The organism is Ochrobactrum sp. PL_is501, assembly GCF_055816895.1.
Window position 1 is genome coordinate 412,052 of record NZ_JBVPGR010000040.1, and the last position, 14,676, is coordinate 426,727.

Sequence of the window (14,676 nt, forward strand, 5' to 3'; positions counted from 1 at the left end):
ACAGAAAAGCCCGACCGAGCCGGGCTTTTTTTCATTTCAGCCGCGTGAAGTCGGCGCTTTCGACAGCAGCACCGTCCGGATTGCGAAACTGGAGTGGATGCGCGCGACACCGGGCAGCCGCGACAGGATTTCCTTGTGGATGATTTCATAGGCCGCCGCATTTTCGGCCTCGACGCGGAGAATATAATCCGCATCACCCGTCATGAGATAGCATTCCTGCACTTCCGGGTGCCGCCGCACGGCTTCCTCGAAACGGTTCAGAAACTCCTCGGTCTGCCGGTCCAGCGTGATGCGCACGATGGCGACCAGCCGTTCATCGCCATCGGATGAACCGACAATGGCCGTATAGCCGCGGATAACGCCGCTCTCCTCCAATATCTGCACCCGCCGCAGGCAAGCGGACTGCGAAAGCCCCACTTCGCCGGCAAGTTGGCTGTTGGTCATGCGCCCATCACGGCGCAGGCAACGAATGATATTGCGGTCTATACTGTCGAGCGTTGACATGAATTATCTTCAATCCAAGAGCTAAAATATGCGCAAGATGTGCGAAAATTCGCACAATATACGACAAATAGCAAAAACATTCGAATAGTCTTCAATTAATATATGAGCAAGCTTTAGGGTGAGGAATAGCAAGGTTTCTCTCCCCGAATTTTATATGCTTCGGTCGGCAGCCAATCCACACGGACAGCGACCCTCCAAGCGTTCTCGCAGGATAGCGGCCAGTCTGGAAAGAACCGTATAAATGGTTGATATGTCGATGCAATTTTCACAAGGTGAACGCGACCTTGCTGCCGGTGGCATCCTGACCATCGATCTTTCAGCCTTGCGTCACAATTATTCGGCCATTGCCCGCCGCATCGCTCCCACCCGTGCCGCTGCCGTCGTCAAGGCGGATGCCTATGGGCTTGGCGCCTGCCGCGTCGCGCCTGCATTTTACGATGCCGGTTGCCGCGATTTCTTTGTTGCCCATCTCGGCGAAGCCGTTGCGCTCAAGCCTTTCCTGCAGCCCGATGCGACACTTTACGTTCTGAACGGTCTTCAGCCCGGAACGGAAGCTGCCTGCGCTCGCGAAGGCATTTTGCCAGTGCTCAATTCACTCGAACAGGTTGAAAACTGGGCGGCGCTCGCCGCCAGACAAGGCAGGAAGCTGCCTGCCCTGCTCCAGCTTGATACCGGCATGTCGCGTCTTGGCCTTTCGGCCAGTGAATTCGACCGCTTGACGGCCAATCCTGCGCTACTTGACGGCATTGACGTGAAATTCGTCATCAGCCATCTGGCCAGCGGCGACGAGCCGGAAAATGCGGCAAACGCGCGCCAGCTTGCCAACATGACGGCCCTGCTGGCGCGACTGCCGAAACTTCCGGTTGCCTTTGCCAATTCCGGCGGCAGCTTCCTCGACAAGACCTATCACTTCGACCTGGCCCGCCCCGGCATCGCGCTCTATGGCGTTGGTCCAGAGACTGGAGAAAACCCGATACTTCCGGTTCTCACCCTTTCGGCACGTGTCATCCAGGTACGTGACATCGATAAGGGTGCGGCGGTCGGCTATGGCGGCACCTATATCGCCAAAGGCCCGATGCGGGTCGCGACGATTGCTGTCGGTTATGCCGATGGCTGGTTCCGTTCCCTCAGCAACAAGGGGTCTGCCTTCTTCGGCGAGACGCGCCTGCCGATCATCGGACGCGTATCGATGGACTCGATCACGCTCGACGTCAGCGCATTGCCGGCGGGCACGCTGAAGCTCGGCAGCCTTGTGGAGCTGATCGGTCAGCACCAGCGTCTTGAAGACGTGGCACGCGACTGCGACACCATTCCCTATGAAATCCTGACTGCGCTCGGCAACCGTTATGCCCGTGTCTACGTGGACAGCGGCGCGGGCGACATAAAAGCATAAGACAAGAGGCGAACATGCAGATCACCATCCTCGGCAGCGGCGTCATCGGCGTTACGACCGCTTACTACCTCGCCAAGCTCGGTCATGAGGTAACCGTTGTCGACCGTGAAGAAGGCCCGGCGCTGGAAACGAGCTTCGCCAATGCGGGTCAGGTCTCGCCGGGCTATGCATCGCCCTGGGCAGCACCCGGCATTCCGTTCAAGGCCGCAAAATGGCTGTTCCAGAAGCATGCCCCGCTTGTTTTGCGCCCCACCTGCGACCCGGTTCAGTATAGCTGGCTCCTGCAGATGCTCGCCAACTGCACCGACAGCCGCTACAAGGTCAACAAGACCCGCATGGTGCGCGTGGCCGAATATGCGCGCGATTGCCTTGTCGACCTGCGCAAGGAAACCGGTATTGAATACGACCAGCGCATGCAGGGCACGCTCCAGCTGTTCCGCGAGCAGTATCAGCTTGACGGCATCGGCAAGGACATCGAGGTGCTGCGTCAGGACGGCGTGCCGTTTGAAGTGCTTGACCGCGACGGCTGCGTGAAGGTGGAGCCGGCCCTTGCCCATGCGAAGGACAAGTTCGTCGGTGGCCTGCGCCTGCCACATGACGAAACCGGCGATTGCTTTAAGTTCACCAATGCGCTTGCGAAAATCGCCGAAGGACTTGGCGTGAAATTCCGTTTCGGCGTCAACATCAAGTCGCTGCTGATGTCCGGCGGCAAGGTTTCCGGCGTCGAGACGTCCGAAGGCGTTCTGACCGCCGACCGCTATGTCGTTGCGCTTGGCAGCTATACGCCCGCGCTCGTCAAATCGCTCGGCCTCAACGCGCCGATCTATCCGGTGAAAGGCTATTCCATCACCGCGCCGATCATCGATGAAAGCCGCGCGCCGGTTTCAACCGTTCTCGATGAGAGCTACAAGATCGCCATCACCCGTCTTGGCGACCGCATCCGCGTTGGCGGCATGGCGGAAGTGTCGGGCTTCACCAAGGATCTGCCTGCCGCACGCCGCGCAACGCTCGACCTCTCGGTCACCGACCTGTTCCCCGGCGGCGACCTCAAGGCAGCGACCTTCTGGTCGGGCCTGCGTCCGATGACACCGGATTCCACCCCGATCATCGGTGCAACGCGCTACGACAACGTGTTCATCAATGCCGGTCACGGAACGCTTGGCTGGACCATGTCCTGCGGTTCCGGCAAACTGCTCGCAGACCTTATTTCCGGCAACAAGCCGGATATTCGTGCCGACGATCTTGGCATTTCCCGTTACGAATAAGAGAATGCCTGTACGCCGTCAAAAACTTGGCGGCGTACAGGCGCTGACGATTTCGCAGGGCACCGGCCCGACACAACGGAACCGGTGCGGCAGCTTGCTCGAAAAGTAATAGGCATCGCCCGGCCCCAATATGCGGCGCTCGGCTCCAACCGTCACTTCAATGCGGCCTGAAATGACGATACCTCCCTCTTCGCCCTCGTGCATCAGCAGCACTTTGCCCGTGTCTGAGCCCGGCTCGTACCGCTCCTTCAGCATCTGCAAAGCGCGCGAAAACAGGTGGTCGCCCACCTGCCGATAGGATATCGGCCCCTTGCCGATTTCCACCAGCTCCTCCGCCTGATAGAATACCTTGTGCGGCGCATCCGGTTCGAGCGCGAAAAACTCGGCCATGCCGATGGGAATACCGTCGAGAATGCGCTTCAATGCGCCGACGGACGGATTGGACTGATTGGCTTCGATAAGGGAAATGGTCGAATTGGTCACGCCTGCCCTTTTGGCAAGCTCGCGCTGCGACAGATTCTGCCGCATGCGCACATAACGAAGCCTCCCGCCGATATCGATGCTCATCAAACCTTCCCTTCCTGTTTATGATGTTCGATATAGCACAAACTTGACGATTACCCTACATGAAAACAATGACTTAATATTTTGAAGAAAAGGACTTGTTGCCCTTCGCAAAGCGTGTCCTGCTACCCCCAAATAGGAGGACACAATGCTCACCAAAACCAACGCGCCAAGCCTTGAGAATTTCTGGATGCCGTTCACCGCGAACCGGCAGTTCAAGGCGGCGCCTCGTCTGCTCGCAAGTGCTTCGGGCATGTATTACACCGACACTGACGGCAATCAGGTTCTGGACGGCACGGCAGGTCTTTGGTGCTGCAACGCCGGTCATGGCCGCAAGCGCATTACCGAAGCTGTCGAGCGCCAGATTTCCACCATGGATTTCGCGCCCACCTTCCAGATGGGCCACAATGTGGCTTTCGACTTTGCCGAAAAGCTCGCGGCCATTGCGCCCGGCGGGCCGGACGCGAAGCTCGACCGCGTGTTTTTCACCAATTCCGGCTCGGAATCGGTCGACACCGCACTGAAGATCGCCATCGCCTATCAGCGCGCCATCGGCCAGGGCACCCGCACGATGGTTCTGGGCCGCGAGAAGGGCTATCACGGCGTCGGTTTCGGCGGCATTTCTGTCGGTGGCCTTGTCAATAATCGCCGCGTCTTCCCGCAGATCCCCGCCGATCATATGCGTCATACGCTCGACATTGAAAAGAACGCCTTCTCCAAGGGCCTGCCCGCACATGGCATTGAGCTTGCCGACGATCTGGAACGCCTCGTCCAGCTGCATGGCGCAGAAAAGATCGCCGCCGTCATCGTTGAACCCATGTCCGGTTCGGCTGGCGTCGTTCTGCCGCCGAAGGGCTATCTGGAGCGCCTCCGCGCCACGGCAGACAAGCACGGCATCCTCCTGATCTTCGACGAAGTCATCACCGGTTTCGGCCGTCTCGGTACGCCGTTCGCGGTTGATTATTTCGGCGTCGTTCCTGACCTCGTGACCACCGCCAAGGGCCTGACCAACGGCGCCATCCCGATGGGCGCGGTCTTCGCCAGCCGCAAGGTGCATGACGGCCTGATGACCGGTCCGGAAAATGCCATCGAGCTGTTCCACGGCTATACCTATTCCGGCCATCCGGTTGCCTCCGCCGCCGGTCTCGCCACGCTGGAAATCTACGCCGAAGAAGGTCTCCTGACCCGCGGCGCGGGTCTTGCTGATCATTGGCAGGAGGCGTTGCACTCGCTCAAGGGCGTTTCGAACGTCATCGACATCCGCAACCTCGGTCTGGTTGGTGCCATCGAACTGTCGTCGCGCAAGGATGCACCGGGCGCCCGCGCCTATGACGTCTTCGTGGATTGCTTCAAGAAGGGCCTGCTCATCCGCGTCACCGGCGACGTGATCGCACTGTCGCCGCCGCTGATCGTGGAAAAGGAACAGATCGACACGATCGTTTCAGTCCTCGGCGACGCCATCAAACGCGCAGCCTGACCAGCACCCGGGTCACGCTGCTTTTAGGGGCAGGACCTATAATTTGACGGAAATGGCACCTTAGTAGGTCCTGACCCCAGCCGCCGCTGTTCCCCTGCGGCGGCTTTTTTCTGATGCAATTCACCCACGGCTATCGGGAAATACGAAACCGCGATAATATTCAAATCGCATATTGTTTTGTTCGGGAACCTTTTGCCCTCGCATACATCCAATGGACTCCACAGGAGTTTGAACCATGCGTGCAAGAACCGCCGTACCAACCATCTCCGCGATATTTCAGGGTGATCTTGCCCTCGCGCAATGCGCAAAAATGCACGATCTGGAAGCGTTGCGCAAAATCATGCAAACCAACAACCGGCGGCTCTATCGTTTGGCCCGCGGCATTCTGCGTAATGATGCCGAAGCGGAAGATGTGGTTCAGGAGACCTATCTCCTCGCCTTCAGAAGCCTTGACCGCTTTCGCGGCCAGTCCAGCCTGACCACGTGGCTGTCGCGCATCGCAATTCACGAAGCACTCGGTCGCCTGCGCAAGACCCGGAAGGCCGAGAAACTTCTCGACACATTACCCGACACATCGTCAGACAACATCATCCCGTTCCCCTCCGCCATAAGCACGGACGATCCCGAACGCGGTTTTGCACAGCGCCAGATATTGCAACTGGTCGAACAGGCGACGGACAATCTGCCGGAAATTTTCCGCCTCGTATTCGTCGCACGGGTCATCGAAGGCCTGAGCGTGGAAGAAACCGCCGAATTATTGAACCTGCGCCCACAGACGGTGAAGACACGGCTTCACCGCGCCCGATATTTGCTGCGCAAACAACTGGACGAACAGATCGGCCCTGTCTTGCTGGATGCCTTTCCCTTCGCAGGCAAGCGCTGCGAACGGATCATAACCGGCGTTCTGGCGAGATTGGGCAAACAGGCATAATGTCAGGAACCTTTTGAATTCTCCCGCATCCAATGATCGTAGCCAGAGCATTTCCAGCAAAAGCGTGAAGCGGTTTTGCGTTGGAAAATTTGGCGGAACAAATAGTTAGAAGGAGAGTTCCATGTCTGTTCGTTCAGTTGTATCCGTTGCCGCAATTTGCATTTGCGGCAGTCTGTCTCTGGCAATCGCCCAGGACGGAAAATTAAGCGATCCGGCGATTGCCCATATTGCTTACACGACAGGCGCCATCGACGTCGCAGCTGCCAAGCAGGCGCTTGAAAAATCCAAGAACAAAACTGTGCTTGAGTTTGCCCAGACCATGATGCGCGATCATGAAGCCGTCAATCAGCAGGCGCTCGCCCTGGTCAAGAAGCTGAAGGTCACGCCCGAGGATAATGACACAAGCAAAGCCTTGTCCAAAGCGGCTACGGACGAGCTGGCCAAACTCAGCAAGCTCGATGGCGCAGCTTTCGACAAATCCTATGTCGATAACGAGGTTGCCTATCATAAGGAAGTCAACAAGGCGCTGAAAACCACGCTCATCCCCGCCGCCAGCAATGCCGAGTTGAAGAGCCTGCTTGAGACCGGCCTCAAACTGTTCCAGAGCCATGAGCAACATGCCGAACACATCGCCGCGTCTTTGAAATAGGAGCAGTCCGATGAAATATGTTCAGGCGGTCACGATACTTGCCGGGCTTCTGGTTATCAGTGTCCCGGCACAGGCCAAAACGATCCAGGTGACGGTCGAGAAACTCGCTTTCTCGCCGTCCAATATCGAAGCGAATGTGGGCGATGTGATCGAATGGAATAACAAGGACCCGATGCAGCACACCGCGACCGTAAAGGGAGGATGGGAGATTCTGCTACCACCCAAAAAGGTGACGAAGCAGGTTCTCAATTCGCCGGAAGCCGTCAACTATTACTGTCGTTTCCATCCGGATATGGTCGGAAAACTGACGGTTAAACCATAACGAAAAGCCTGGCGGTGGTCCGCAGGCTTTTCATCCTCCCTGCGACGGCGTGAAGTTCGCCACCAGCGCATGGCTGTCGCCGGGATAGGTGAAGCGCACATGCGTTACCGGCTGGTCGGCGTTCCATGTCTGGCGTTCGATCACCAGACAGGGCGAGCCCACCGGGATACCGAGCATGCCCGCATTCTCCGGCGTGGCGGCGATTGCGCGTATCGAATGTTTTGCGCTGCTCCAAGGCACGCAGGCAACCAGCCATGGCCCCGGAGAGTTTTCGGCAAAATCCGTCTGACCCGCCGCCGGAACAGCATCCAGACTGATGATGCGCTCTTCCAGGGCGAAGACGCGCTTGCCCGCAAAGTGACGGCAGACGAGTTCGACCAGCGGCGTGTGGCGCGGCATATCAATATGTCTTGCATCGGCAGGCCCGCTCAATCGTTCGCGCCGACTTGTCAGTTCGAACCGATAGGCGACGCCAAGCGCGGCCACCTCATCGCGAATATCGTGGATTTCAAGGATCGCCGCCTGCGATTGCGGAAAGGAAACAAAGCTGCCCGACCGGCGCTTGCGCTCGATCAGGCCTGCCTTGGCAAGCTGGGTCAGCGCCTTGTTCACGGTCATACGCGAACAGCCGTACTGTTCCGTCAGTTCGTGCTCGAACGGAATGCGATGACCGGGCAGCCATTCTCCTGACAGGATGCGCGATTCTATATCGTCCAGAATACGCTGATGCAGCGAAAGCACCGGTGCGTCCTTTGCGATCGAATCTTCGCCAGCCATGCCGTCTCCTGTCAGGCGAGTAATTCGCCGATCGTTTTCTGGAAAGCACGCTCGGCTTCATCGCGCAAGCGGTGACGCCCGCCTTCCACCTGTTTAACACCGCGCACCCACACATCACTCACGCGGGCGCGACCGCCGAAAATCCAGCCGTCCAGCACCGCGTCGCCTTTTGCATGCGGCAGACGCGCCGCATCAAGCGCAACAAAATCGGCTGATGCGCCAACTTTCAAGCCATCGCCTGCGCGTCCCATGGCGATATTGCCGCCCGTAACCGCGCCGTCGAACAGTGCACGTCCGGTCGATCCTTCGTTTTCGGCCAGCACATTGCGGGCGCGGTGGTGAAGACGCTGCGAATATTCGAGCTGGCGCAACTCATCGCCAATGCCGATCAGCACATTCGAATCGGAGCCCACGCCAAACTTGCCGCCAGCGGCGGCAAACACCGTCGCATTGAAAGTACCGTCGCCAAGATTGGCTTCCGTCACCGGGCAGAGACCGGCAATTGCGCCCGCCCCGGCCATGCGTTTCGTTTCGTCATCGGTCATGTGGGTTGCATGAATGAGGCACCAGCGCGAAGACAGGTCCTGATTATCCAGAAGCCATTCAACCGGGCGCTTGTCTGACCAGGCAATGCAGTCTTCCACTTCCTTTACCTGCTCGGCCACATGAATATGCACCGGCGCATCGGGCAGCAACTGCGCTACAACGGCAAGCTCATCCGGCGTCACGGCGCGCAAACTGTGCGGGGCTACTCCCAGAACCGCGCCATCAAAACCGGCCAGCGCTTTTTTGCAGCCTTCGAGCAGCAGTGCGAAGCGCTCGGGATCATTGATGAACCGGCGCTGACCGTCATTGGGAGCGGCACCGCCAAAAGTCGAATGCGCATAAAAGACCGGCAGCAGTGTCAGGCCTATGCCCGCTGCCCTCGCAGCTGCAACAATGCGGTCCGCCATTTCGGAGAGGTTGGCGTAGGGCGCGCCATCGCGGTCATGATGCAGATAATGGAACTCGCCGACACGGGTGAAACCGGCCTCCAGCATGTCGACATAGAGCCGCAGCGCCACGGCTTCCGCCTGTTCCGGCGACATGGTGAGCGCGAATTTGTACATGATCTCGCGCCAGCTCCAGAACGAGTCAGCGGACGGTCCGCGCCGCTCGGCAAGACCAGCCATCCCATATTGAAAAGCGTGGCTGTGCAGGTTCGGCATGCCCGCGACAATGACCGCATGGCGCTCGTCGTCAGGCTTCGCCGAAGCACCGGCTTCAAGCGACATGATCTTTCCAGCAGCAATGCCGATCCGCACGTTGTCGGCCCAGCCGCTCTCAAGGAGTGCCTGACCGGCATGGACAAAACGTGTTTTGAGCGGGGCATCTGACATGGATAGGCTCTCCTCGACTTTGTTCTCATGCATTTCGATACAAAGCAGTTTCCGCATTTGGATCGAAAATGCTCCGGCGCATTTTTTTCTTTGCTGTTCCGTTAATATGTATATACATTATCTCAAAACAGGGGAAGCGAGAAAACGCTCATGCTCAAGAATTCAAGCACCGTTTTCACCAACGCGCGCATCGCGACGCTGGAGGAAAATGCCGTAAATCTCGGATTGATCGAACAGGCGGCGCTCGCTGTCAAAGACGGCAGGATCGTCTATGTCGGGCCTGAAAAGGCGCTGCCGGGTGAATATGCTTCCTTCGACAGAATAGATTGCGGCAACCGGCTCATCACGCCGGGCCTGGTCGATTGCCACACGCATCTTGTCCATGCGGGCAATCGCGCACACGAGTTTGAACTGCGTCTCAACGGCGCAACCTATGAGGAAGTCGCCCGGGCCGGTGGCGGCATTGTTTCCTCGGTGAAAAACCTGCGCGCTGCCAGCGAAGACGATCTGGTGCGCCAAACCCTGCCGCGTCTCGACGCGCTGATTGCGGAGGGTGTCACCACTGTCGAAGTCAAATCCGGTTACGGTCTCGACCGCGACAGCGAAATCAAGTCGCTCAAAGCTGCCCGCCGTCTTGGCGAAGAACGCGACGTGGCAATCCGCACGACCTTCCTTGGTGCGCACGCCCTGCCGCCGGAAATGAACGGCGACAAGGCCGCCTATATCAACCGCATCATCAATGACATGCTCCCCGCCATTGCCGCTGAGGGACTGGCCGATGCGGTTGATGGTTTCTGCGAAGGCATTGCCTTCCTGCCCGATGAAATCGCCCGCGTGTTCGATGCGGCCAAGACGCATAATATCCCGGTCAAGCTTCACGCCGATCAGTTGTCCAACCTGCACGGCGCAGCACTTGCCGCTTCCTATGGCGCGCTTTCAGCCGACCATCTGGAATATACGGATGCCGATGGCGCTGCCGCCATGGCCAAGGCCGGAACTGTGGCTGTGCTGCTGCCCGGTGCCTATTACTTCATCCGCGAAACGCAAAAGCCGCCGGTCGAAGCCTTCCGCGCGGCAGGCACCAAGATGGCGCTGGCCACCGACAACAATCCCGGCACTTCGCCGCTGACTTCGCTGCTGCTGACCATGAACATGGGCGCAACGCTTTTCCGTATGACGGTAGACGAGTGCATCGCAGGCGTCACCCGCGAGGCGGCACGCGCTCTCGGTCTTCTCGATCAAACTGGCACGCTCGAAATCGGCAAGGATGCCGACCTTGCCATATGGGACGTCGAACGCCCCGCTGAACTTGTCTACCGCATCGGCTTCAATCCGCTGTGGAAGCGGGTTTTCAAGGGCCGGATCTAATTCGTCTGCAACGGAGCATTTTCATGACCATCATTCTCAAGCCCGGTTCTGTCCCGCTCGAAACGCTGGAGACTATCTATCGTAAGGCCGTTCCGGTGCGCATCGACCCGACCTTTCACGCCGGTGTCGAAAAAGCGGCAGCGCGCATTGCAGAAATTGCGGCAGGCGACGAGCCGGTCTACGGCATCAATACCGGCTTCGGAAAACTCGCCTCGATCCGCATTGCGGCAGGCGATGTCGCCACGCTCCAGCGCAATCTGATCCTGTCGCATTGCTGCGGCGTCGGCGAACCGCTGTCGGAAGACATCGTGCGTCTCATCATGGCGCTGAAACTGATCTCGCTCGGTCGCGGTGCATCCGGCGTACGGCTTGAAGTCATCACTCTCATCGAAGACATGCTGGAAAAAGGCGTGATCCCGATGATCCCGGAAAAGGGCTCTGTCGGTGCTTCGGGCGACCTTGCGCCGCTCGCCCACATGACCGCCGCCATGATCGGCGAAGGCGAAGCCTTTTATAAGGGTGAACGACTGTCCAGCGCGAAGGCGCTGGAAAAGGCCGGACTGAAACCGGTCGTGCTTGCCGCCAAGGAAGGGCTGGCGCTGATCAACGGCACCCAGACCTCCACCGCCTTGGCGCTGGCCGGTCTCTTCCGTGCCCATCGTGCGGCGCAGACGGCGCTCATCACTGGCGCGCTCTCGACCGATGCCGCCATGGGATCGGATGCGCCTTTCCACGAGGAAATCCACACTCTCCGCGGCCATAAGGGCCAGATCGATGCGGGTCGCGCACTGCGCGCCCTGCTCGAAGGTTCCGTCATCCGCCAGAGCCATCTTGAAGGCGACCAGCGCGTGCAGGACCCCTATTGCATCCGCTGCCAGCCGCAAGTCGATGGCGCTTGCCTCGATATTCTGCGGCAAGCGGCGCGCACGCTGGAAATCGAAGCCAATGCCGTCACCGACAACCCGCTCGTGCTTTCGGACGGCCGCGCCGTATCGGGCGGCAATTTCCATGCCGAACCTGTCGCCTTCGCTGCCGATCAGATCGCGCTTGCCGTCTGCGAAATCGGCGCAATCTCACAGCGCCGCATCGCGCTTCTGGTCGACCCGGCTTTGTCGTTTGGCCTTCCGGCATTCCTCGCGCGCAAGCCGGGGCTCAATTCCGGCCTGATGATCGCGGAAGTCACGTCCGCCGCGCTGATGAGCGAAAACAAGCAGATGGCGCATCCGGCTTCCGTCGATTCCACCCCCACCTCGGCCAATCAGGAAGACCATGTGTCCATGGCCTGCCATGGCGCACGCCGTCTTCTCCAGATGACCGCCAATCTCAACGCCATCATCGGCATCGAGGCACTGACCGGCGCGCTCGGCGTGGAACTGCGCGAGCCGCTGACCACCAGCCCGGAACTTGGCAAGGTCATCGCCGCGCTGCGCGGCCGCGTGCCGACGCTGGAAGAAGATCGCTACATGGCCGACGATCTCAAGGCCGCTGCCGAACTGGTAGCCGATGGCACGCTTTCAAGCGTTGTTTCCGCTGGCATCCTGCCCGATCTGGAGGCGTGAAATGAGCGCCTTTGAAATCCGTCAGGGCACGTCGCCCGTCATTCTCGGCCTCCCGCACACCGGAACCGATGTGCCGGACGACATTCTTGCGCGCCTCAACGATAACGGCAAAATCCTTGCCGATACTGACTGGCACATTCACCGGCTCTACGATGGCCTGCTTGACGATGCAACGACGGTGCGCGCCACCTTCCATCGCTATTGCATTGACGCCAATCGCGATCCGGCAGGCGTCAGTCTCTATCCCGGCCAGAACACCACGACGCTGATCCCCGAAACCGACTTTGATGGCGTTGCCATCTGGAAGGACGGTGAAGCGCCGACCGAAGCCGATATTGCCGACCGCATCGCCCGTTTCCACAAGCCCTATCACGACGCGCTTGCCGCCGAAATCGAGCGCGTCAAGGCGATCCATGGCGTCGCCATTCTCTATGACTGCCATTCGATCCGGTCCCACATCCCGTTTCTGTTCGAAGGCAAGCTGCCGGATTTCAACATCGGAACGGATATGGGCAAGACCTGCGCGCCCGCCATCGAAGCCGCCGCTGTCGAGACAACGGGACGGGCTGAAGGCTATACGTCGATCCTCAATGGCCGTTTCAAGGGCGGCTGGACCACGCGCCATTACGGCAAGCCGGGGAGCGGCGTCCACGCCATCCAGATGGAGCTTGCCCAGTCCACGCATCTGGCCACCGAAGCGGTTCCCTTCGCCTATGACGAGGCCAAGGCCGACAAGCTTCGCGTACATCTCAAATCCCTTTTGCAGCAGCTGGAACAGCTGGCACCCAAATTAATTTCCTGAGGAGAACATCATGTCCAATCCACGCCATAACGAGCGCGAAGTGCGCGCTCCACGCGGCAACGAACTCAATGCAAAAAGCTGGCTGACCGAAGCGCCGCTTCGCATGTTGATGAACAACCTCGACCCCGATGTGGCCGAGCGCCCGCATGAGCTGGTCGTTTATGGCGGCATCGGTCGCGCGGCCCGCACCTGGGATGATTTCGACCGCATCGTCGCGACCCTCAAGACGCTCAATGAAGACGAAACCCTGCTGGTGCAGTCGGGCAAGCCCGTCGGCGTGTTCCGCACCCACAAGGATGCGCCCCGTGTCCTGATCGCCAATTCCAACCTCGTGCCGCATTGGGCGACCTGGGACCACTTCAACGAACTGGATAAGAAGGGTCTTGCCATGTATGGCCAGATGACCGCCGGTTCGTGGATCTATATCGGCGCGCAGGGCATCGTTCAGGGCACATACGAGACCTTCGTGGAAGCCGGTCGCCAGCATTATGACGGCAACCTCAAGGGCAAGTGGATTTTGACCGGCGGTCTTGGGGGCATGGGCGGCGCGCAGCCTCTCGCAGCCGTCATGGCCGGTGCCTGCTGCCTTGCGGTAGAATGCGACGAAACCCGCGCCGATTTCCGCCTCCGCACCCGTTATGTCGATGAAAAGACCCACAGCCTCGACGAAGCGCTGGCAAAGATCGATGAGTGGACCAAGGCAGGCGAGGCAAAGTCCATTGCGCTCATCGGCAATGCGGCTGAAATATTTCCGGAACTCGTCAAGCGCGGCGTGCGTCCCGACATCGTCACCGACCAGACTTCCGCTCACGATCCGGTGCACGGCTATCTGCCGATCGGCTGGACGGTCGCCGAATGGCGCGCCAAGCAGGAAAGCGATCCGAAGGCTGTCGCCAAGGCCGCCCGCGCCTCGATGAAGGTGCAGGTTCAGGCGATGCTCGATTTCTGGAATGCAGGCATTCCGACCGTCGATTACGGCAATAATATCCGCCAGATGGCGCTGGAAGAAGGTCTGGAAAACGCCTTCGACTTCCCCGGCTTCGTTCCCGCCTATATCCGCCCGCTCTTCTGCCGCGGCATCGGGCCTTTCCGTTGGGCTGCCCTTTCCGGCGATCCGGAAGATATTGCAAAGACCGACGCCAAGGTGAAGGAACTGCTGCCGGACAACAAGCATCTGCACAACTGGCTCGACATGGCGAAGGAACGCATCGAGTTCCAGGGCCTGCCCGCACGCATCTGCTGGGTCGGCCTCGGCGACCGTCACCGCCTCGGCCTCGCCTTCAACGAAATGGTCAGGAATGGCGAACTGAAAGCGCCGGTCGTGATCGGTCGCGACCATCTCGACAGCGGCTCCGTCGCCTCGCCCAACCGCGAAACCGAGGCGATGAAGGACGGCTCGGATGCCGTTTCCGACTGGCCGCTGCTCAATGCGTTGCTCAACACGGCTTCGGGCGCGACATGGGTTTCGCTGCATCACGGCGGCGGTGTCGGCATGGGCTTCAGCCAGCATTCGGGCATGGTCATCTGCTGCGACGGCACCGAAGATGCCGACCAGCGCATCGGTCGCGTGTTGTGGAACGACCCTGCAACGGGGGTCATGCGTCATGCCGATGCGGGCTACGACATAGCGCTCGACTGGGCAAAGCAGCAAGGTCTGCGCCTGCCCGGCATCCTCGGCAACTAACG

At 59.5% G+C, this 14,676-nt stretch carries 14 protein-coding genes; 10 read left to right on the top strand and 4 right to left on the bottom strand.

The window, feature by feature from the left end:
- Positions 1–36: 36 nt before the first annotated feature.
- Positions 37–504 (bottom strand): Lrp/AsnC family transcriptional regulator, encoded by a 468-nt coding sequence (locus AC0TOF_RS21470; RefSeq protein ID WP_122001368.1) that lies wholly within the window; start codon positions 502–504, stop codon positions 37–39.
- Positions 505–745: 241 nt separating this feature from the next.
- Here AC0TOF_RS21470 and alr point away from each other — a divergent pair, with 241 nt between their 5' ends.
- Together alr and AC0TOF_RS21480 are read left to right on the top strand one after the other, a co-directional pair.
- Positions 746–1,897: an alanine racemase gene (gene alr, locus AC0TOF_RS21475; RefSeq protein ID WP_473769727.1), complete on the top strand. Its 1,152-nt coding sequence runs from the start codon at positions 746–748 to the stop codon at positions 1,895–1,897.
- A gap of 14 nt (positions 1,898–1,911) precedes the next feature.
- A complete protein-coding gene (locus tag AC0TOF_RS21480; protein ID WP_122001370.1) occupies positions 1,912–3,162 on the top strand; it encodes a D-amino acid dehydrogenase in 1,251 nt (416 codons plus the stop codon).
- Between the two features lie 18 nt (positions 3,163–3,180).
- On the opposite strand, the gene AC0TOF_RS21485 is transcribed toward AC0TOF_RS21480, so the two are convergent.
- Complete coding sequence (locus tag AC0TOF_RS21485) at positions 3,181–3,729, bottom strand: cupin domain-containing protein (protein ID WP_121985900.1); 549 nt, start codon at positions 3,727–3,729, stop codon at positions 3,181–3,183.
- 145 nt (positions 3,730–3,874) lie between these two features.
- Here AC0TOF_RS21485 and aptA point away from each other — a divergent pair, with 145 nt between their 5' ends.
- The 4 genes from aptA (at position 3,875) to AC0TOF_RS21505 (ending at position 7,105) form a co-directional block, all read left to right on the top strand.
- Positions 3,875–5,203 carry an omega-aminotransferase AptA gene (aptA, locus tag AC0TOF_RS21490; protein ID WP_122001371.1) on the top strand — a complete coding sequence of 443 codons (1,329 nt, stop codon included), beginning with the start codon at positions 3,875–3,877 and terminating at the stop codon, positions 5,201–5,203.
- A gap of 235 nt (positions 5,204–5,438) precedes the next feature.
- The gene (locus tag AC0TOF_RS21495; RefSeq protein ID WP_473769728.1) at positions 5,439–6,134 is read left to right on the top strand and encodes an RNA polymerase sigma factor; all 696 of its coding nucleotides are present in this window, start codon (positions 5,439–5,441) and stop codon (positions 6,132–6,134) included.
- 121 nt (positions 6,135–6,255) lie between these two features.
- On the top strand, positions 6,256–6,783 hold the full coding sequence (locus tag AC0TOF_RS21500) for a DUF4142 domain-containing protein (protein ID WP_473769729.1): 528 nt from the start codon (positions 6,256–6,258) through the stop codon (positions 6,781–6,783).
- A 10-nt stretch (positions 6,784–6,793) separates the two neighbouring features.
- Positions 6,794–7,105: a cupredoxin domain-containing protein gene (locus AC0TOF_RS21505; RefSeq protein ID WP_473769730.1), complete on the top strand. Its 312-nt coding sequence runs from the start codon at positions 6,794–6,796 to the stop codon at positions 7,103–7,105.
- A 30-nt stretch (positions 7,106–7,135) separates the two neighbouring features.
- On the opposite strand, the gene hutC is transcribed toward AC0TOF_RS21505, so the two are convergent.
- Positions 7,136–7,882 (bottom strand): histidine utilization repressor, encoded by a 747-nt coding sequence (hutC, locus tag AC0TOF_RS21510; RefSeq protein ID WP_473769731.1) that lies wholly within the window; start codon positions 7,880–7,882, stop codon positions 7,136–7,138.
- A gap of 11 nt (positions 7,883–7,893) precedes the next feature.
- Positions 7,894–9,261, bottom strand: a complete 1,368-nt coding sequence (locus AC0TOF_RS21515; RefSeq protein ID WP_473769732.1) for a formimidoylglutamate deiminase — start codon at positions 9,259–9,261, stop codon at positions 7,894–7,896.
- Between the two features lie 150 nt (positions 9,262–9,411).
- Here AC0TOF_RS21515 and hutI point away from each other — a divergent pair, with 150 nt between their 5' ends.
- From hutI to hutU, 4 genes are read left to right on the top strand one after another with little or no spacing between them, the layout of a single operon-like run.
- Complete coding sequence (gene hutI / locus AC0TOF_RS21520) at positions 9,412–10,629, top strand: imidazolonepropionase (protein WP_473769733.1); 1,218 nt, start codon at positions 9,412–9,414, stop codon at positions 10,627–10,629.
- 23 nt (positions 10,630–10,652) lie between these two features.
- The gene (gene hutH, locus AC0TOF_RS21525; RefSeq protein ID WP_473769734.1) at positions 10,653–12,188 is read left to right on the top strand and encodes a histidine ammonia-lyase; all 1,536 of its coding nucleotides are present in this window, start codon (positions 10,653–10,655) and stop codon (positions 12,186–12,188) included.
- A gap of 1 nt (position 12,189) precedes the next feature.
- Complete coding sequence (gene hutG, locus AC0TOF_RS21530; RefSeq protein ID WP_473769735.1) at positions 12,190–12,990, top strand: N-formylglutamate deformylase; 801 nt, start codon at positions 12,190–12,192, stop codon at positions 12,988–12,990.
- A gap of 10 nt (positions 12,991–13,000) precedes the next feature.
- Positions 13,001–14,674 carry a urocanate hydratase gene (gene hutU, locus AC0TOF_RS21535; protein ID WP_473769736.1) on the top strand — a complete coding sequence of 558 codons (1,674 nt, stop codon included), beginning with the start codon at positions 13,001–13,003 and terminating at the stop codon, positions 14,672–14,674.
- Positions 14,675–14,676: the final 2 nt, after the last annotated feature.

What these genes read in the sequence shown, in the direction of transcription:
- AC0TOF_RS21470 (WP_122001368.1), bottom strand. Translation starts at nt 504, where the DNA reads ATGTCAACGCTCGACAGTATAGACCGCAATATCATTCGTTGCCTGCGC.
- alr (WP_473769727.1), top strand. Translation starts at nt 746, where the DNA reads ATGGTTGATATGTCGATGCAATTTTCACAAGGTGAACGCGACCTTGCT.
- AC0TOF_RS21480 (WP_122001370.1), top strand. Translation starts at nt 1,912, where the DNA reads ATGCAGATCACCATCCTCGGCAGCGGCGTCATCGGCGTTACGACCGCT.
- AC0TOF_RS21485 (WP_121985900.1), bottom strand. Translation starts at nt 3,729, where the DNA reads ATGAGCATCGATATCGGCGGGAGGCTTCGTTATGTGCGCATGCGGCAG.
- aptA (WP_122001371.1), top strand. Translation starts at nt 3,875, where the DNA reads ATGCTCACCAAAACCAACGCGCCAAGCCTTGAGAATTTCTGGATGCCG.
- AC0TOF_RS21495 (WP_473769728.1), top strand. Translation starts at nt 5,439, where the DNA reads ATGCGTGCAAGAACCGCCGTACCAACCATCTCCGCGATATTTCAGGGT.
- AC0TOF_RS21500 (WP_473769729.1), top strand. Translation starts at nt 6,256, where the DNA reads ATGTCTGTTCGTTCAGTTGTATCCGTTGCCGCAATTTGCATTTGCGGC.
- AC0TOF_RS21505 (WP_473769730.1), top strand. Translation starts at nt 6,794, where the DNA reads ATGAAATATGTTCAGGCGGTCACGATACTTGCCGGGCTTCTGGTTATC.
- hutC (WP_473769731.1), bottom strand. Translation starts at nt 7,882, where the DNA reads ATGGCTGGCGAAGATTCGATCGCAAAGGACGCACCGGTGCTTTCGCTG.
- AC0TOF_RS21515 (WP_473769732.1), bottom strand. Translation starts at nt 9,261, where the DNA reads ATGTCAGATGCCCCGCTCAAAACACGTTTTGTCCATGCCGGTCAGGCA.
- hutI (WP_473769733.1), top strand. Translation starts at nt 9,412, where the DNA reads ATGCTCAAGAATTCAAGCACCGTTTTCACCAACGCGCGCATCGCGACG.
- hutH (WP_473769734.1), top strand. Translation starts at nt 10,653, where the DNA reads ATGACCATCATTCTCAAGCCCGGTTCTGTCCCGCTCGAAACGCTGGAG.
- hutG (WP_473769735.1), top strand. Translation starts at nt 12,190, where the DNA reads ATGAGCGCCTTTGAAATCCGTCAGGGCACGTCGCCCGTCATTCTCGGC.
- hutU (WP_473769736.1), top strand. Translation starts at nt 13,001, where the DNA reads ATGTCCAATCCACGCCATAACGAGCGCGAAGTGCGCGCTCCACGCGGC.